Raw genomic sequence first — 20203 nt, forward strand, 5'->3', positions numbered from 1 at the left:
CTAAAAGTCATTGTTTATTGGGGAATATTTATTAAAAACATTCATATAGGAGTTAAATCATGCCAAGTCGTGTAGAAGATATTTTAATGGGGGAGGAAACTCTTTTCAAGAATATAACTGCTTTTAATCCAGATTACATTCCTGAAAATTATTTGCATCGTGAATCACAAATGGAAGCTCTGGCTTTATGTCTTAGACCTGCATTAAAAGGGGGTAAACCGGTTAACAGTGTGGTTTTAGGGTCTCCGGCCACCGGTAAAACCACAGCCATCCACAAAATATTTGAAATGGTGGAGGGACGGTCCGAGAAGCTGGTCTGTGCCTATGTTAACTGCCAGCTTTATAACACCCGTTTTAATATTTTTTCCCAGATATACCAGCACATCTTCGGTCACATCCCTCCGGAAACTGGTGTCCCCTTTTCACGTATCTACGGGGAGATAATGAAAAAACTGGCCAACGAAGGAAAATCACTGGTCGTTGCACTGGATGACATCAATCATCTTTTTTACAGTAAAAACGCCAATCAAATACTTTATGATATATTACGGGCTCATGAAGTGTTTCCAGGGGTTAGAACTGGAGTATTTGCCATAATATCTGACATAGAATTCCGTTACATGCTGGATAAAAATGTAGGTTCTGTTTTCATCCCCCAGGAAATAGTATTTGACCCTTACACCTTCCAGGAGATCAAGGATATACTAAATGACCGGGTTAAGGTTGGTTTTTATCCTTCAGTTTTATCTGATGATCTACTGGATGAAATCACCGAGGCCACCCTTTCTACCGGGGATCTGAGGGTGGGAATAGATCTTCTGCGCACCAGTGGAAATTTTGCAGAAGCCGATGCCTCCAGAACCATACAAAAACAGCATCTGGAACAGGCAATGCAGGACTTTGACTCCCACCATCTTCAGGACACTATAAACAAATTGTCAGGGGATGAAAAAAACCTTTTAAGGTTAATAATTAAGGTGGATGATGATATGACAGCAGGAGGTCTTTTTAATCTCCTTAAAGGAGAAGTTCCTCCTGAAGGAAAAGAATCAGATTCCAAAAGAAATTCAATTAGTTATGCTTCATTTGACCGGGCACTTAAGAAACTGGAATTTGTGAGGTTAATTGATACTAGATTCACTGGAAAGGGAGTTAGAGGTAATTCCCGATTGGTAATACTTCGTTTCGATTCTGAGGAAATAGAAAAAGTTTTGGATTGATTTATTTTTTTTAAACAAATTTTTCAATCATTCTTTTAAAATAGATTGTTTATTCCTTCGTAAGCCACGAATTGCTGGAAAACATCAGAAGGAAACACGTAAATATGGCCCTGAGAGTACTGAATGGACACAGTTTCAATTAGTGCCTTTCGGTTGCTTTTATTTTCCGCGGCATCTTTAATACCATCCATAAGAGATTTTACAGCACTACCTCGAGACATGCCACCTGCACTCTGTTCATCCCTTAAAAAGTTTACAGCATTACCAGTTACATTTCCCTGGCCCTCCACGTATATGGGGCCAATGGCCTTTATAATGGCATCCAGGGACTCTGGAGTCACAATGACCACTAGATCGGTTTTTAGGCCGGTGTTGTACTCAACGGTTTCCTGAGCTATTTTTGCCCCAGATTCCACATTGGAATTCCATAAAGAATCGTGCAGGTAATATTTAGTTATACCATAACGTTGCATGTCTGCAGTGGGGGTTAAAGTGGGATGTGCCATACCTCCAGGGTAAATTGGAGTCATATTAATCACTTTTCCCTGGTTAACATTCACCACAAATGCCATATCAATTGCACCAAGACCCGGTCTTTGTTCGGATGTGTCTACACATAGAAGTAGTACACTGTAATTACCTTCAAATTTTTCCTTTCCCTGGGAATAGTAATGGGATACAATTACTGCTGCACAGCACGCAGCAATTATTAGTATGATCAGGGCAATTAATTTCTTGGACATTTTTTAACCACTTAATTATCATTAATCTATTTCAAATCTTTAATCTCTTTCAAATCTTTAATCTCTTTCAAAATCTTTTATTTAAATATTGATTTAATTTTATTTAATACTTTAATAAATTTTTATTAGAATGAGTATGTTGCTAGGTAATTAAGATAATTAAAAAGATTTGAGGAATAAGAGGGTTTAAAATTATGTTGGTGATTCCCCAACTATTTATGGCAGATAAAAGTTGGTGAAATCCGTTAAATAGGATTATATGCTCACTGAAAGTCAAAAAATGAACTTTTGCTTTAAATAGTGGCAGGGAAGTTGGAGTTAGGAGTTGCTGCTACCATCATCACACTGATCATGAGCACGGTGAGCATGATTACCATGGGGACCAGGTAACGCATACTCAGGTATCGAAGGTCTATTTCATCCCTGTATTGTGGGGTTCTTCTTAAATCTGGAATTGAATTGTTTTTGTAATTTTTTTGCATATTATGCCTCCTGTATTAAGAAATGGGGCCTGTAACCTATTTAAGGGAAGAGATAAAGAGCACATGAGAAGTAATTATTTTGATTTGTATGTTTGAGTGAAAATCAGGCCGATCTTTGATTTAGGTGGGAAACAACTGTTACTCCCCCTTTAACATTTTCGGGGGATTATTATAGAAGAATCAATAAAAAAATGGAAGGATCAATAAAAAATTTAAATCATCCCCTACATAGATTAAACCTCACATGAAAAGTATTGAATTTATTAAGCAAGTTGAAAATTAATTAAATCGTTTTAACTATTTGGAGGTATTAAATTGCCGGATAGTGGTGAAATAGAGCTGAGAGTTGCAGAAGCACTTCAACAGGATGTTGGTAAAGGAATGGTACGAATAGACCATGAGTTAATGACCAAACTCGGAGCATCTCCTGGTGATATTGTGGAAATAATTGGTAAAAGAACCACAGGAGCCATTGCTGGAAATTCTTACCCTGCAGATGTGGGACTGGAAATCGTACGTATGGATGGACTAACCCGCTCCAATGCAGGAACATCCATTGGAGAAATGATCACCCTTCGCAAAGCACAGCCTAGAATGGCCAATAAAGTTGTCATTGCCCCAGCAGCTAAGGGAATGCGTATAATGGCCTCAGGAGACATCATCAAAAGAAACCTCATGGGAAGAGCAGTCACCAGGGGAGATGTGTTAGCGTTAGTATCCCCCCGAAGAACCAAGGAAACATTACGCGAATTCCCTGGTTCTGAGGACATATTCAGGGAATTCTTCGAAGCCACCACACCATTTTCTCTGGGTGAAATCAAATTCACCGTGGTATCAACTAACCCTGCAGGACTGGTGCGCATTAATGATTCTACTCAGGTGGAAGTTAGACCAGAAGCAGTGGAAGTCACGGAGAAAAAAATCCCGGATGTAACCTATGATGATGTGGGTGGACTTAAAAAAGAAATATCAAAAGTCAGGGAAATGATAGAACTCCCCCTCCGCCACCCTGAAATATTTGACCGTCTGGGTATCGATCCGCCAAAAGGGGTACTTTTACATGGTGCACCAGGTACTGGAAAAACACTATTAGCAAAAGCTGTTGCCAGTGAGAGTGGATCCAATTTTGTGGCCATCAACGGGCCAGAAGTCATGAGTAAGTTCGTGGGAGAGGCTGAAAAGAAGATACGTGAAATATTTGAAGAAGCAGCAGAAAATGCTCCCACCGTGATATTCATTGATGAAATCGATGCCATAGCTCCTAAACGGGAAGAAGTAACTGGTGAAGTTGAACGGAGGGTGGTAGCTCAGATCCTGGCACTTATGGATGGTTTGAAAGAAAGGGGAAAGGTAATTGTTATCGGAGCCACCAACCGGCCTGATGCACTGGACCAGGCTTTACGTAGGCCGGGACGTTTTGACAGGGAAATAGAGTTGCGTGTTCCTGATCGGGAGGGGCGAATGGAGATCCTGGAGATACACACCCGTGCTATGCCTTTATCTGATGATGTGAACATTGATAAACTGGCAGAAACCACACATGGATTTGTAGGTGCAGATCTGGCCGCACTCTGCAGAGAAGCAGCAATGAATGCCTTAAGAAGAGTTTTACCAGATATAGATCTGCAAGAACAGCGTATAGCTCCTGAAATCCTGGATAAATTATTTGTCACCAGCAATGATTTCATAGATTCCATGAAATCCATCAGTCCCTCTGCACTCCGTGAAGTGTTCATCGAAGTTCCCAACGTCCACTGGAGAGATATTGGGGGACTGCAAGAACTCAAAGAAAGTTTGAAAGAAGTGGTGGAGTGGCCCTTAAGTAATATATCCTCTTTTCAGCGCATAGGAATACAACCATCAAAGGGAATTCTCCTGTTTGGTCCTCCTGGAACTGGAAAAACACTACTCACCAAGGCAGTGGCTACAGAATCCAAGGCCAATTTCATATCAGTAAAGGGATCTGAAATACTCAGTAAATGGTTTGGTGAATCAGAACGTAAAATTGCGGAAATATTCAAAAAAGCCAAACAGGCATCTCCCTGTATAATTTTCTTTGATGAAGTAGATGCCATAGCACCTGTAAGGGGTTCAGCAGCTGGAGAACCAAGGGTCACCGAACGCATGGTCAACACCATCCTCTCTGAAATGGATGGTCTGGAAGAACTCAGGGGAGTGGTGGTTATAGGGGCAACTAACCGACCAGATCTTATGGACCCTGCCCTACTGCGCCCTGGAAGGTTTGATGAAGTGGTACTGGTACCTCCTCCAGATGAAAATGCACGAAAAGATATTTTAAAGGTCCATGTTGAGCACATGGCACTGGATGATGATGTAAAAATTAAAGAACTAGCCAAAAAAACTGAAGGATACACAGGGGCAGATATAGAAGTTTTATGTCGCAAAGCAGGTATGATAGCTCTCCATGAAGATATGGATATTCAAAAAGTATCTTATCGGCACTTTAAAGCTGCTTTAAAGAAAATAAACCCATCAACCACACCTAAAACCAGAGAATATTATGAGCAAATAGCCAGAGAACTGGGTAGGGGATTGGAACCTAAAAAAGTACTAGAAGAATTTCCAAGAGAAGTGGCCTAAATATAAACCAGCCACTTTTTCTTTAATTTTTAGTGAAGAAGTTAGGTTGTTTAAGGTTAATTGTTTGGGGAGTTAGGTTTAGTTTAGATGGTTAGTTTAGGGATTTAAGGCTAATTTAAAGAGTTAATTTGTTTAGGGAGTTAGGTTAATTTAAAGAGTAATCAGATTAAAGAGGTTGGATTAGTGGATAAAAAAGATACCGTAAATAAATTTGAATTTTTTGATGTAACTGCTGATGTGGGGTTTCGAGCTTGTGGCAAGGATATGGATGAAGCATTCCAGAACGCAGCCCTGGCCACATTCGAGGTCATGACTGACACATCCCAGATAAAACCCGCAGTCAAACGAGAAATTCTCATTGAAGCAGAGGATGAAAAAGCACTTTTATATGACTGGCTTAGTGAATTATTATTCCTCCATGACTATGAGGGGCTGGTATTCTCCAGGTTTGCTGTTACCACCAAACAAAAAGACCCTGAAACATTTAGTCTCCATGGAGAGATATGGGGTGAAGAATTCAACAGGGCATCTCATGAAGTAAGGGATGAGGTTAAAGCAGTCACCTTCCATTTGATGGAGATCAATAAAGAAGAAGATAAATGCACTTTACAGGTGATTTTGGATACCTGATATTCATAGATGTTTTAGTAACATTATGGTAATGTTTTACTAACCCGTAAAGTGATTACTATTCAAGGTAATCCTTTGGGTAATCCTTTGGGCTAATTCTTGAGGTAACCTTTGAAATTTCTATTTGAAGCGGGATCAGTGATTTTATGTCTTATCTGGTTTGTGAAAAATGCGGGGGATATTATGAACTTCAAGAAGGAGAATCTCCTGATGACTTTCTGGATAAGTGCGAGTGTGGTGGTGATTTAAAATATTCAAAAACACTGAATATAAACTCACTGAACACAGGATCATTTAATAATCAATTAACAGAGGATACAGCTGATTGTGATAGTTCTGAAAATATTTATCCTGCTGATGATTCTGATAAGTGTGTTCTGGATAATTATAGTGCTGATTCGCCCGTCGAAATGAATTTAAAAAGACCATTACATTTTAAGCAATTTAAAGGTTCTAATCTATTTAAAATAAGCATTATAATGGCAGTAATGATTATATTGGTAGTATCTATGGGTTTAATCACTTATAAAAGTAATAGTTATGGTGCATTCAATTTCAATGTCTATGAAAAATACAGTGATAATGATATTGCCACGTTTATGGAGAGTGAATTCAGCCCCAATGATTATGGTAACACCTATGATCGGGTTGGTAAATGGAACATCAACGTGGTTAGAATAAAGGTTATGGGTTCACCTACCCCTGAAGATTTAAACACCCTCAATAAAGCCATTAATGATATAAATACTAATGTCAAAGATTTTCAACTTAAAATTGACGATAATAATCAATTTGAACCAGATATGGAGATTTACTTTATCCCCCATTCTGAATTCAGCAGGTACTCAGTCAACCCTTCAGAAGTGGATGGTTTTGCTCTGTGGAAGGTAAGCACCAATGATATATATGGTGGTAACTCAGCCGGTGAAATATACAAAGCCCGGGTCTTCATTGGAATCGACGGATTGAGTCAGGAGCGACGTTCTCATGTTATAGTCCATGAACTGGCACATGGTCTTGGATTGCACCATAACCAAAACCAAAATAGTGTATTGTGTATTAATGGACCAGACCTTACTGAATTTTCAGATGTGGATAAAACTATGATCAGAATCCTTTACCGTAAGGACATACTTCCAGACATGTCTCGCAGTCAGGTGGAAAACATTCTAAATAATTCTAGAAAAAGCTTTTTTTAGGTTATTTTTTCAGATTAGTTTAGATTTACCTTTTTAGATTACATTTTAGATTAACTTTTTTATTTTTCCTTTAGATTAACCTTTTAGATTTCATTTAAATTCAAATCCTCTCCTGTTCCTATTTTTTGTCATTAATTATTACTATTCTAGTCTTTCTAGCCTGTTTTAAAGGTAAAATCGCTGATGGTTGTATTAGATTGAACCCCCACATCTGAGTAGTATATATTCAGGCCATTGGGGAGATTGATAGTGTGTACTCCAAATTTGGCATTGACTTCCTGATAAAATGAGGTTTCATTGCTCATTATCCAGACTATTCTCCTGGTTGAGTCATTTATAGTTATATTCAGGGTGTCACCCTCAGATTTAGTGAAGTGTTGACCCTTACCATGCCAGGATACAACACTCTTAGTATTTTCTGAGTTTTCCCCATCAAACAGATAGTAAATATCATAACTGGGAAGGTAGTACATGGCCTTTCTCCAGTTAAAACCCTCATCTTCGCGGGTTATATCCCGGACAACAATTATGGTGCTGGAAGGATCATAGTTAGAGATGTTAAGTATGTTCTCTACATGTAACTGGGTGTTTTCATCATTGGCATTGATTTTAGCAGTGTTATAAATGAAACCCACATCCAAACCAAACATGACCTTCTGGGAGGTACTCATATCATTCAGGGATGTTTCCCAGATCTCACCGTTGTTAATCTCAAAGGGATAAATGAAATAAATGGCATTTAAAAGAACATAAATTGTCAGTATCAAAGTTAAAGCTTTTTTAGCAGATATTCTTGGAAATTCAACGTTTATAATATTTGCAACCCGGTTTATAATCCAGGCCAGAATGATCATAATGGGTGGAATGCAGGTGAGTATGTATCCGGGTTTTACCACGTAGATCACCAGATAGAAAATCAAGGCGGGTCCAACCCACAGTAGGAAGAAGAATGTTACAGGTTTTTTAAGGTAAAAAATAAATTTGGATATTAATTCTTTTCTGGGATAAACTAAAAAGGATAAAACCGCCAGAGTTCCCATGATGCTTAATCCTAGGAGTAACCACATCACGCAGGCCCCTGAATTTAAGAGTTGCTCTTTAATGGTAGCGCCAAATAGTAAGGATGTACAGCTTGCAGCCTCAGAAGTGCTTTTCAAAATAGTCAGGTACTGCTCGATACCGCCAGCTGATATGGCAGTTGGAATTATCCATAGGAGGAGTGATGAACCAAACAGGATTAATCCGGTTAAAATCTTTTTGTAGGAAGGTCTTTTGTACCATATACAGAATATCCACAGGGGGATGAGAAATTCTACTATGTCTATCCTGAAACCACCAGCTAAACCCAGTGCAATGGCTGAGATATAAAGAAATTTTTCATCTCCTTTAAAGAATTTATAAGAAGTATAAGCTATTAAAACGCTAAAAAAGGCCTCAAATATGTAAATGCTGGCAATATTCCCATAGAACCATATGAGTGGATTGAAAACGAATAATATCCCCGTAACTATACTCAATTTTCTCCCGAAAAGTTCCTTTACCATAAAATAGATTAAAATTGTGGTAAAGATGGTAAAAAAAATTGCTAAACATATCATAGTCATGTTAGGGTCATTAAAGACATAATTAACGCCTTTTCCCAGGGCAGTGTAAAAAATGTAGCCTGGAGAGTGGGGCTGTTCCTGTGTGATGTTATATTCATTAAAACCCAGTGCGTAGTTAACTGAATCCCATTCATATAAAAATTTACTCATAAATGGTATTCTCGTAACCAAAATAAGGATAGCAAGAAATAATGGAATTAAAATGTCTAATTTTTTATCAACAGAAAATTTTGATAGTTTAATCATTAAAAAGTTTTTTATATTCATTTAATACTGCCTACTTTTTCATTACTGTTTTTAAATCCTCCCCCACATTTTATCACATGGTTAAAAAGAAATTTTCATAATAAATGAGTGTATTTTATTTTTTAAAGGGGTGAATGAGTTAGGTGAGTTAAAACTCATCACCACAAAACATCTATTAACTGTCCCTCCGAGGACAGTCTATTATTTCCAGAAGATGTTTGATAAGAGTTTTCCCAAATCTCACCACTTTTCACCAATTCTCGCCTTGTTTTCACCTGTATTCGGCGTAAATGTCATTAAAACCTTTAAAAACAGGTTAATGAAGTTACATGATACTTGAAGTGATTGTCCAGTGACCATTTAAAAACCCATTAAAAACCCATTAAAAACCCATTAAAAACCCTTTAAAAACCCTTTAAAAACCCTTTAAAAACCCTTTAAAAACCCATTTAAATATTTAAAAAATGTAGAAAAATAATGAAAAAAGAGAATTTATTCAAAAAAAAGAATTTTATTGCTTGAAATTCATTAAAATTAATCTTGTTTAGTTTAGATTAATACGGATTCCATTCTTTCACTTCTTTAAATTCAGGGAACTCCCCGTATTCATATTCATCAAACATATGTCCCCATTCTGTTTTCTTGAATTCATTTATATTTTTTTTACCTGTTGTGGGGTACCATAGGCGGTCATGATAAAATCCTGAGGCAAAGATGAATGTTTTGAAAATGGGGGAGTTGAAAAGCAGGTGATGCAACCATTTTATGTTCATGGTTTTCTTACGCAGCCGTTGATCCCATTTTATGACCGGACTTTTACTAACCTGGAATTTGAGGTTGAGGTTTTTGATTTCCTGTTCATCCATGCCCACAATTTCCAGCTGATCCACATCTCCCATTCCCAAGCCTTTATCATGGGCCATCTTAATGTAATCAATTTTAAGTGGGTCAAATCCCATTATTTTAGCAGCAAGAGCATCCACTGCAACTGAATCTCCACTGGCCAGTATAAGATTGCCAATAACCGGGTCCATGGTACGAGGTCCTGCACCATTACCACACACTGATCCATCCATTACTGTGAAAATTCCGGGGTGGATCTCTTGTTGGATGGCGAGTAAATCAACCAGGACCTCATGGATCTTTTTATGGGCGTGGTGCCTGTATTTGGGAATCAAACCCCCGAAAGCATTTTTCATTGATCCAGTGGTGGTGGTGTGGCCGTGGGTTTTTACCGTTGGGAAGTGTATTACATTGTTCCCGTAGAACATTTCCGGAACCAGTACCTGACCGAATATCTCGTCCATAACCATCATCTCTGATTTTGGTTCATAAACTGTCCATTTCACATCGGTCAGGGGCTGAAATTCCCTTTGATATTTTTTAAGGAGTGGTAACCATTTGTTATAATAGGCACCCTTCCAGGGATGGGTTACCACAGTCTGGTTTTCAACAGCAACCACATCTTGGAAATCATCATCCTGCAAAGTTTTTAAAACCCCCTCCAGCTCCCAGGGTGGCGTAGAACAGGAAGGATAAAATAGTGTCCATGAAAGGTTCAGTTTAAGTATGGTTTTAACATCAGGAGATACTGTTTTTTTGTATTGCGCTAGATTCATCAGTTTCTGATAATCTGAGACCACGGTTTCTGGTGATGTTCTTGAAATGGATACAATCGACATTAATTTTTCCTCCAGCTTTCTATTCTCAACTTTTAATTGTAATAATAAGCATATTTTCCCTAATAAAACTTTTTAATTATTTATTCACTGTATATTGGTAATTTTAATGGTTTTTATCATTTTTTTTCATTTATCTCTACTATCCTGGGAATATTTATTCTATTTAAATTATTATTTAGATGTTAATTTTAATTCAAATTACTATTTCAAGATTTATTTTCCCATAACTCTTGATTTTCCCAGAATGTAAACAACAAAGCCCAGGATGGCCCCGTACCATAGTGTCCCAAGCCTTATTATCAAGGCGATTCCAATGGCCACACTGGAACTTAATCCAAAGAACACTAAAATGCCAGATAAAGTTGCTTCTGCAACTCCTAAACCTCCGGGGATCATGCTGACGGCACCGGCCAGTGATGCGAAGCTGTATATGAATGTGGAAAGCACTATTCCCAGGGACTCTCCGAATCCATAGATCACGAAAAACAGGGCTAAACATTCCATAAACCAGGCTAAAACACTTATAGCTGACATTCCAATGAGATACTTAACTTCCATGCTTTTTTTAAATGATTGATGCATCTGTTTAATGTCCTGGGAATATTTACTGGCCCTCTTCTCCAATATGGATATCAAACGGTTGGATATGGTTTCTGATTTGATAGCCACAATGAAACAGGCAAATATTATAACCAGGATGAGGAGGATGTATATTCCACTTTTATAGTAAATGATCCCGGAAAGGGACAGGATGATAAGACCTAACAGGTCGGTTAACCGGTCCACAATTACCACTGGAACAGTTTTACTCAGTTTTTCACCATTTATGTCCTTTATAAGCCATCCTTTCCATATTTCTCCCGCTTTTGCAGGGGTTATGGTCATGGAAAGTCCGCTGAAAAACACAAAAAGGTTTTCTTTAAGGGGTAGGTGAACATCTACATTTTTGAGGAATAAATTCCATTTAATGAATCTAATGAAGTAGGCTATGGTCACCAGAATGATCATCACCGGTATAAATACCCAGTTAAACTTCGCCAGTGCAGATAAAAGATCCCCCAAGTTAGCGTAGATAATCATTACCAAATACACTGCAACTGCAAAGAGCAATATCATCCAGAACTTGTTTTTTTCCATATTTTAAACACCGTGGTTAATCCTAATTTAATTATTGAATATTTCTGCTTATTGTGGAAATCTCGCTAATGTCAATAATCCCGAGGGGAGTATTCAATCCATTCCTTCAATTTATGGGTTAAAATTTACCACTACTTTTACGTTGATTTAATTCTAACCATATTTTTAATTTTATTTCCTATTTATCTATCCCTTATCTTCCTCCCCTCATTTAATGAAATACAGTACTCCCACTACCATTATCACCCACAGGAACATACAGGAGATCATACCTCGATCTTTAAATAACATCTCCGGTTCCCCTCCCATATCCTGGTTATGTAAAAGGAATAAGTAACGAAAAATCCCGTAGAATGCCAGGGGTATTGTGGTCATTATGTAGATATTAGTTGCCAGGAATGCATAGATGGAATAAGACATGATGAGTGCTGACGTGGTTATGTTCATCATCTGGTCCAGCATTTCCCTGGAATAACCAGAAAGTATTTTTCGATGATCCCCTGCTTTGTTTTTAAGTAAAACAAGCTCATGTCTTCGTTTTCCAATAGCTAAAAACAGGGCCAGAAGGAATGTGCAGAGAATTAGCCAGGGAGATACAAGAACGCCTATGGCCACACAGCCTGCAACTGCCCTTAGTACAAAACCAGTGGAAATAGTTAGAATGTCCACCAAACAGATTTCCTTAAGGAACAGCGAGTAAATAATCATCAGGCAAAAAGAAGCTAATGAAGTTATTAGCAGACCTATGTTAACCATATATGTTAACATCAATGCTGTGATAATGAATATTCCTGAGAAGAACAGCCCCTGTGATGCTTTTAATCTTCCTGATGCCAGGGGACGTTTGCATTTTACGGGGTGGTTACGATCATTTTCAATATCCAGATAGTCATTGATTATGTATATGCTTCCCGAAAGTAAGCAAAACCCTATAAATGCATAAATAGCGTTTATCCATAAATTAAAATTCAAAAGATTTAATGAAAACACGATCCCAATGAATATAACCAGATTTTTATACCATTGTTTAGGTCGTATTGATATTAATACGTCTTTAAACATTTAACCACCTATTTTGTTCTTCTGGATGTTTTAATAAACTCCAGAGATGTTAACGGAGGTAAACAGTTAATAGATGTTTGAAATGTTTAATAGCATTTAATAACAGTTTATCAAGTATAGGGGGATTATTTATAAATTTATTGGTGAATAGTGTTATTCATTCATATCCATTGAAGACAGTACCTTTTTAAGTTCCTGAAGATTTCTGGTTATAAATGGTTCTGCACCTGGGGATGAAAGAATTTTCAACTGTTTCTGGTGAGTTTCCGCGTAAACATTTTTTAGGATACTCTGGAGTTCAGGTACTGGTGTTGTCATGACTTTTTCTATTTTAACCACTTCTTCCGGAGTTAAATGGGAGTAATGTTCTTTTATCTGGGATTCAAATGATTTAACCACATTTTTGTTCCCTTTAACCACCACCTTCAAAAGTAAGGGTGGAACACGAGTAAAAACATCCATAATTTCTATAACATCTTTTTCTGTTATTTTCACGTCATTTTCAGATTCCATAATCATAAATCTCCCGGATTGTGTTGTTTAAGTTTATTATAATGAATTTATTCATCTTTTATCTTATATGAAGATACAACCTGTATGTTCTAAGTATTCTTTACTTTAATGCCCTACATAATTTGTTAAGTTTATAATACAATTTTTATAACTACAAATTTAAGATTATAAATACAATTTTAAGTTACAAATTTTAGGTTTATAACTACAATTTTAGGTTCATGAAATCTTGGTAAAAATAGAAATCTTGGTATACAAGATGCACTCATAACTATGAGATAGGTAAAATATCTTAAATTAAAAAATCAATTTTCATGTTTTTCAAATGCTTACTAAAATTAGTTAATAAAATCAGGAGATTGGATTATCATGGTTATGGAAGAAACTCTTAAAAAGGTACGTGATTGTGTTTGGGAAGTTCCAGGAGATTATAAAAAGGCAATGAAAGTACCTGGTCGAATATATCTTGATGATGAGGCAGTTAAAACCCTGGAAAAAGGAGCAATTGACCAGGTGGCCAATGTAGCCTGCCTACCCGGGATACAAAAATTCTCAATAGGACTTCCGGACATCCACTTTGGTTATGGATTCAGCATAGGTGGAGTAGGGGCTTTCAGCAGCAGAACAGGAGTTATAAGCCCAGGGGGTGTGGGCTTTGACATAAACTGTGGTGTAAGACTACTCCGCACAAACCTCACCTATGAAGAGGTACAACCCCGGATAAAAGAACTGATTGATGTGATGTTTCGTAACGTACCATCTGGTGTGGGTAGCAAGGGAAAAATCAGGCTCAAAAAAGGTGAAATCGATGATGTCCTGGACAACGGTGCCAGATGGGCTGTGGAAAATGGTTACGGCTGGGAAGAAGACCTAGAGTACCTGGAAGAAAATGGATGCATGGTTGATGCAGACTCTGCCCGTGTGAGTGATAAAGCCAAAAAAAGGGGAATACCACAACTGGGGAGCCTGGGATCCGGTAACCATTTCCTGGAAGTCCAGAAAGTAGAAGAAATATTCGATGCAGAGGCTGCCAGGACATTTGGCCTGGAAACAGGACAGGTAACCGTACTCATCCATTCTGGAAGCAGGGGATGTGGACATCAGGTTTGCAGTGATTACCTGCGAACCATGGACAAAGCAGCCAAACATTATAAACTAGATTTACCGGACCGACAACTGGCCTGTGCTCCAGTTGAATCAGAAGAAGCTCAGGATTATTTTGCAGCAATGGCTGCTGCTGCTAACTACGCCTGGACCAACAGACAGATGATCGTCCACTGGGTCAGGGAATCCTTTGAACAGGTATTCCATAAGGATGCAGAAGATATGGGCATGGGAATTGTCTACGATGTGGCCCACAACATTGCCAAGAAAGAAACCCATACCATCAAGGGAAGAAACACTCAACTATATGTTCACCGGAAAGGAGCCACCCGTGCTTTCGGACCGGGAAGAGAAGAGATACCCTCAGATTACCGTAAGATAGGTCAACCCGTACTTATCCCCGGAACCATGGGCACATCTTCCTATGTATTACACGGTACTCAGACTGCAATGGATGAAACTTTTGGGTCCACTGCCCATGGAGCCGGACGCCAGATGAGCCGGGCCGGTGCCAAACGTAACTACCGGGGAGAAGATATTCTGAAAATCCTGGAAGGTAAAGGAATATACGTGAGAGCCAATTCCATGCCAGTAGTGGCAGAAGAAGCCCCTGGAGCATACAAAGATGTGGATCAGGTAGTTCAAACCGCCCACACTGCAGGTATTTCCAGGTTAGTGGGTCGAATGGTGCCTATGGGAGTGGCCAAGGGGTAATTTCCTCAAAATAAAGCTTTCTAGGGAATATGGGACTGTTCTTCTTAAAATGTGAAATAACCTTTCAGGAATGGGAGACTTAAAATATGATGGGAATAATTGGTGGTACCGGAGTGTACCAGATAGTAGAAATGGGAGAACTGAAGGAGAAAAAGGTTTTGAATACTCCATTTGGGGAATCTCCTCCTGTTTCCATTTTAAAATTCGAAGATCAGGAGGTTGCCTTCTTGCCCCGTCACCGGGAGGGTCATGACAACCCACCCCACATGATTAATTACCGGGCCAATATCTACGCTCTTAAAATGTTAGGAGCAGAGCGGATCATTGCAACCAATGCTGTTGGATCTCTTGATGAATCCATTAAACCTGGTGATTTCCTCATACCTGACGATTTTCTGGATTTCACTCGTAAAAGACCTTTCACCTTTTATGATGACCGTGCAGTGCACGTGGACGTAACCCAACCTTACTGTCCTCAAATGGCAGAAACAATAATATCTGCCGGACGAGGCGTAGATGGAAGATTGGTTAAGGGCGGGGTATATGTATGCACCGAAGGACCTCGATTTGAGACCCCAGCAGAGATCCGAATGTTCCATCAAATGGGTGGAACAGTGGTTGGCATGACTGGCCTTCCAGAGGCAGTGCTGGCCAGGGAACTGGAAATGTGCTATGCATCCATATGCATGATATCCAATTTCGCAGCATCAGTATCAACAGAGAAAATTACCATAGATGAGGTCTTTGAAATTTTAGATGAGAAAAAGAAAGAATTAACCCGGCTCATTTATAACTCCATAATCAGCATACCCGCTGATGGAAATTGCCCCTGCAGAAACGCTCTGGAAGGTGCAGAGATAGATTAACTGATTTAAATATAGGATTAATTTTAGGTTAATAACCATAGTTTTGAGGGTTTAGGATCAGGGTTTTATGATCTAGATTCTTAGGATCCAGAGGGTCAGGATCCAGAATGTTATGATCAAGGGTTAAGATCCAGAATTAAGGGTTTTAAGTTAATTTGTCTAATCTGAGGAAAAGGTTTTTTAATCCGAAAATATAAAGCACATGTTAGATAGGTCATTTTGCCCAATTTTTTTATCATCTTTTTTACAAGTTCTAACCAATTAGAAGGGCTTTCATCCATGAACCTAATTTAAAGGAGAGTTTAGGTTGAATCACAAGCAGGAAGAAATTCTTAAACTTAAAGAAGAGAAAAATGCCATAATACTGGCTCATAATTATCAAACTCAAGAGATACAGGAAATTGCAGATTTTTTAGGTGACTCTCTGGAATTGTGTATTAAAGCTTCACAGATAGAAGATGCTGATCTGGTTGTTTTTTGTGGAGTGGACTTCATGGCAGAAACTGCTGCTATTTTAAACCCATCCAAGAAGATATTAATTCCAGATCCTCAGGCTGAGTGCCCAATGGCTCACATGCTCCCAGCAGAAGATGTAATAAAATACAAAAAGAGATACCCTCAAGCAGCAGTGGTGCTATATGTGAATACACTGGCTGAAGCTAAGGCCGAAGCTGATATACTATGCACATCTGCCAATGCAGCTCAGGTTGTAGAAAGCCTGGATGAGGATCAAATACTCTTTGGTCCAGATATGAACCTGGCCAGTTTCGTTCAAAAAAGGACGGATAAAGAAATAATCCCTATCCCTGAGGTGGGGTACTGTTACGTTCATAAAATGTTCAACACTGGAGATGTCACTTTTTCCAGGGAAAACTATCCTGATGCAGAAGTACTGGTACACCCGGAATGTGACGCTGAAGTACAGGAGGCAGCGGATCAAATCCTCAGTACCGGGGGAATGCTTCGCCATGTGGCAGCATCTAGTAATAAAAGTTTCCTCATAGGCACAGAAGTGGACATGGTGACCAGACTCCGCAGGGAAAACCCGGATAAACTCATTTATCCTTTACTGGATGAAGCTATCTGTGAAACTATGAAAAGGCACACCCTGGATAAGGTTAAAAACTCCCTGATGGAGGAAAAGTTCCAAGTTAAAGTTCCAGAGGATATTGCTGATAAAGCCCGCAGTGCAGTGGAACGCATGCTGGAAGTCAGTTAAACCTCTAACTAATTAGTTATTAACTAACTGAATTTTTAAATCAGTTAATCAACCTGAATTATATTCCTTTGAATTTTAAAACACAATGAAAGTTAGAATTAAAATAAGTTAGAAATTATTGAATTTAGAATATTTTTTCATGGTGATATGTAGTGAAAATAGATAAAGCAGGATTATTTGGAGTTATACTGATACTCATTGGACTGATAGTTTATGCCACTTCTCCTCTGGACCAGCTGGTTCTGATGATCACCTGGCCACTTTTATCCGGTTCATCAGAGGGTAAAGCTGTTCTGTTCCTGATGGCAATAGGCAGTTTCCTTATATTAAACCCATTACTCAACAACAGCAGATTCCTCGCACCAGTAAAGGAGAGAGCCAATGAATACGGTCCAGATGGTAAAAAATTCCTCAAATGGACCATACTCATAATCCTGTTAACCTGCCTGGTAGGTATTTTAATCGAGTTCTACATCCGTTTGAAATACGGGGTCTCCCCTTTAACCATTTTCGTCTCCACTAATCCCACTTCAACCACCACCAGCCCCATGCATAGCCATGTCTTCAAATCAGTTTTCGGGCACTTTGCAGATACTATGAGTGGACTCATCCCCCATCATGTTCACACCGGGGGCAGCCTATATCCTTACGTGTTACCCTGGGGTTACTTGATATTCATAACATTACCACTGGCTTATATAACTGGACTGTTATCTTTAAATGGGAGACAGGAGCTAAACCGGATCATAATGGCCTTTGCACTGACACTGGCTCTAATTGGAATGGTTGATGGAGGACTCTACAGCCAACCTTTAGTGATAGGAATGGGTCTTTTATTCATTTTCTACTTTGTAGAAAACCCATTACAGATTCACCCATTCCAGTTCCGTCAATTCGTCTTACCCATTGTATTAATATTCCTTCTGGCATTTTCTGGATTGGGACTGGAACTGGCCGGAACTAACAGCTCTTACCATGAAATAACAGTCTTAAATCAGTTCGAACCTGTTGATTTAAGTGGTTATAATGTTTTAAGCCAGGAGCAGCAAGGAAACATGACTGTGATACGGACAGACACCAGTGTCAGTGACAAAAACACCCTGGAAAGCCTTTTCAAAACATATCAGGGCCGTGCCGATGGATTTTTCATGACATGGAATTTTTATTCCTACTTTTAGGGATCTGAAGATACCATAAACTAGGAATCCGAAAATACAATAAAATTAGGAATTTGAAGTATCATAAAACTTGGGATTCGAAGATATTATAAAATTAGGAATTTGAAGTACCATAAATTAGGGATCCGAAAGTACCATAAAACAAAAGAATAAAAAACATACAGGTGAAAATGAAGCTTTCAATTATCATACCTACCTTTAACGAAGAAAGTTATCTCCCCCATCTTTTAGAGAGTATAAAAAGGCAGGATTTCAGTGATTATGAGGTTATAGTGGCCGATGCAGGTTCCGAAGATAGTACCAGAGTTATTGCTCAGGAATGGGGCTGTAAAGTTGTTGAAGGAGGTCTTCCTTCCGTAGGGCGAAATCGAGGGACAGAAGCAGCCAGTGGTGAATATCTTCTCTTTTTGGATTCAGATGTGATTTTAACCAGGGATTACCTGGAATTATGCCTGGATGAATTTGAAAAAAGAGATCTGGGAATTGCCATAACCCAGATCGCACCCTTAAGTGATAGTTTTTTGAATAAAATAACCCATGACTTTGCCAATTTCTTCATGAAACGGGTGGAGAACATCAAACCCCATGGGGCAGGTTGTTATGGTATAATCACCACCAGAAAACTACACAATGAAGTGGAAGGATTTGATGAAGACCTGGACTTTGGAGAAGACACGGATTACATCGAACGCATAGGTGCCATAAGCCAGTTCAAGGTACTTAGAAGCCCAAAACTACTTGTTTCCACCCGCAGGGTTCAGGAGGAAGGACTGCGTAATGTGGCCTTCAAATATGCTAAAAGCACTTTCTACCAGTTCCGGGGCAAACAGATAACCGCCGAAGACCTGGATTACACCTTCGGGCATCCGGATCAAAAGAGGATACTCTACTCAGTATGTGGGGAAGGAATGGGACATGCCATCCGGGGTAGAGTCCTCCTCAATCATTTAACCAAGAATAATGAAGTTCACATATTTGCATCAGACCGTGCCTATGATTATCTGGCATCTCATTTCGACAATGTATACGAGATCGGTGGATTTAACACAGTTTATGAGGATAACACTGTCCAGAACACCAAAACATTCATCAAGGGAATGAAAGACCTCCCCGGAGATTTGAAAAATAGTTTAAGATTGATGTACAGTGTGGCCAAGGCAGTAAAGCCCCAGATCATCATCTCTGATTTTGAATTTTATTCAAACCTCCTATCTAAGATCCTGCGCGTGCCACTCATCAGCCTGGATAATATGCATGTTTTAACCCAAGCAGAGTTAGATGTCCCTAAGAAATACCGTACTGATAGAATAGCTGCTGAAAGTGTGGTTAGGTCATTCATCCAGCTTCCAACTGTTTCTCTTATAACCAGCTACTTTTATCCGCCCCTTAAACATCCTAATAAAACCAAATATTTCCCACCAGTCCTGCGTGATGCCATAATGGATTTGGAACCCCATAATGGGGAACATGTTCTGGTTTATCAGACCAGTGACTCTAACTGGAGATTACTGGATATTCTGAAGGAATTTGATGATGAATTCATTGTCTACGGATTTCACCGTGAGGGAAGGGATGATAATCTACTGTTTAAACCTTTCAATGAGGATGACTTTTTCAGGGACCTATCCCAGGCCAGGGCAGTGATTTCCAATGGAGGATTCACCCTTATCAGTGAAGCACTTTATCTGGGAAAACCAGTTTTAAGTGTTCCAGTGAAAAAACAGTTCGAACAGACCCTGAACGCACTCTATCTTGATCGGTTGGGTTATGGTGAGTTTCATGAGGATCTGGAAAGGGACGATATTGAAAACTTCCTCTCCCACTTGGAGAAATACCGGAAAAACATCAGTCTTGGATTTAAACACGATCACAACCAATCTATTCTGGATGAACTGGACCATCTGATTGATAAATATGCCTAATAAAATGGGATAAATTAGGATACATCGTGAAATTGGCTGATAAATAGTGGAATAATGATAAATAATTGATTAAGGATAATA

The 20203-nt window shown here is 38.9% G+C and carries 16 protein-coding genes; 9 read left to right on the forward strand and 7 right to left on the reverse strand.

What is annotated here, in order from left to right:
- The first annotated feature begins 59 nt into the window (after nt 1-59).
- Entirely contained in the window at nt 60-1220 is a 1161-nt protein-coding gene (locus A994_RS08305; RefSeq protein ID WP_004031014.1) for an ORC1-type DNA replication protein, read from the forward strand.
- A gap of 35 nt (nt 1221-1255) precedes the next feature.
- On the opposite strand, the gene A994_RS08310 is transcribed toward A994_RS08305, so the two are convergent.
- Nucleotides 1256-1963: a DUF4012 domain-containing protein gene (locus tag A994_RS08310; RefSeq protein ID WP_004031015.1), complete on the reverse strand. Its 708-nt coding sequence runs from the start codon at nt 1961-1963 to the stop codon at nt 1256-1258.
- Nucleotides 1964-2256: 293 nt separating this feature from the next.
- Entirely contained in the window at nt 2257-2445 is a 189-nt protein-coding gene (locus tag A994_RS08315) for a hypothetical protein (protein WP_004031016.1), read from the reverse strand.
- Between the two features lie 315 nt (nt 2446-2760).
- On the opposite strand from A994_RS08315, the gene A994_RS08320 reads away from it, so the two are divergent.
- The 3 genes from A994_RS08320 to A994_RS08330 all read left to right on the forward strand — a co-directional run bounded on the left by A994_RS08320 (nt 2761) and on the right by A994_RS08330 (nt 6875).
- Complete coding sequence (locus A994_RS08320; RefSeq protein WP_004031017.1) at nt 2761-5046, forward strand: CDC48 family AAA ATPase; 2286 nt, start codon at nt 2761-2763, stop codon at nt 5044-5046.
- A 183-nt stretch (nt 5047-5229) separates the two neighbouring features.
- Nucleotides 5230-5676 (forward strand): archease, encoded by a 447-nt coding sequence (locus tag A994_RS08325; protein ID WP_004031018.1) that lies wholly within the window; start codon nt 5230-5232, stop codon nt 5674-5676.
- Between the two features lie 146 nt (nt 5677-5822).
- Complete coding sequence (locus A994_RS08330) at nt 5823-6875, forward strand: DUF2927 domain-containing protein (protein ID WP_004031019.1); 1053 nt, start codon at nt 5823-5825, stop codon at nt 6873-6875.
- A gap of 155 nt (nt 6876-7030) precedes the next feature.
- Here A994_RS08330 and A994_RS08335 read toward each other — a convergent pair whose 3' ends face one another.
- From A994_RS08335 to A994_RS08355, 5 genes are all read right to left on the reverse strand, one after another.
- The gene (locus A994_RS08335; RefSeq protein ID WP_237739723.1) at nt 7031-8629 is read right to left on the reverse strand and encodes an ArnT family glycosyltransferase; all 1599 of its coding nucleotides are present in this window, start codon (nt 8627-8629) and stop codon (nt 7031-7033) included.
- 650 nt (nt 8630-9279) lie between these two features.
- A complete protein-coding gene (locus tag A994_RS08340; RefSeq protein WP_004031021.1) occupies nt 9280-10407 on the reverse strand; it encodes a DUF362 domain-containing protein in 1128 nt (375 codons plus the stop codon).
- A gap of 213 nt (nt 10408-10620) precedes the next feature.
- Nucleotides 10621-11544, reverse strand: coding sequence for a lysylphosphatidylglycerol synthase transmembrane domain-containing protein (locus A994_RS08345; RefSeq protein ID WP_004031022.1), 924 nt, complete (start codon nt 11542-11544; stop codon nt 10621-10623).
- A 207-nt stretch (nt 11545-11751) separates the two neighbouring features.
- Entirely contained in the window at nt 11752-12606 is an 855-nt protein-coding gene (locus tag A994_RS08350) for a decaprenyl-phosphate phosphoribosyltransferase (protein ID WP_004031023.1), read from the reverse strand.
- A 153-nt stretch (nt 12607-12759) separates the two neighbouring features.
- Nucleotides 12760-13119, reverse strand: a complete 360-nt coding sequence (locus A994_RS08355; protein WP_004031024.1) for a hypothetical protein — start codon at nt 13117-13119, stop codon at nt 12760-12762.
- Between the two features lie 369 nt (nt 13120-13488).
- Here A994_RS08355 and A994_RS08360 point away from each other — a divergent pair, with 369 nt between their 5' ends.
- The 5 genes from A994_RS08360 to A994_RS08380 all read left to right on the forward strand — a co-directional run bounded on the left by A994_RS08360 (nt 13489) and on the right by A994_RS08380 (nt 20122).
- Entirely contained in the window at nt 13489-14937 is a 1449-nt protein-coding gene (locus tag A994_RS08360; RefSeq protein ID WP_048204173.1) for an RtcB family protein, read from the forward strand.
- Between the two features lie 86 nt (nt 14938-15023).
- Nucleotides 15024-15803, forward strand: a complete 780-nt coding sequence (mtnP, locus tag A994_RS08365) for an S-methyl-5'-thioadenosine phosphorylase (protein ID WP_004031026.1) — start codon at nt 15024-15026, stop codon at nt 15801-15803.
- Between the two features lie 307 nt (nt 15804-16110).
- Complete coding sequence (nadA, locus tag A994_RS08370) at nt 16111-17022, forward strand: quinolinate synthase NadA (protein WP_004031027.1); 912 nt, start codon at nt 16111-16113, stop codon at nt 17020-17022.
- Between the two features lie 152 nt (nt 17023-17174).
- Entirely contained in the window at nt 17175-18200 is a 1026-nt protein-coding gene (locus tag A994_RS08375; RefSeq protein ID WP_004031028.1) for a hypothetical protein, read from the forward strand.
- Nucleotides 18201-18370: 170 nt separating this feature from the next.
- Nucleotides 18371-20122 (forward strand): MJ1255/VC2487 family glycosyltransferase, encoded by a 1752-nt coding sequence (locus A994_RS08380; protein ID WP_004031029.1) that lies wholly within the window; start codon nt 18371-18373, stop codon nt 20120-20122.
- The last annotated feature ends 81 nt before the right edge of the window (nt 20123-20203 follow it).

The organism is Methanobacterium formicicum DSM 3637, assembly GCF_000302455.1.
In the GTDB taxonomy this organism is placed as follows: domain Archaea; phylum Methanobacteriota; class Methanobacteria; order Methanobacteriales; family Methanobacteriaceae; genus Methanobacterium; species Methanobacterium formicicum_A.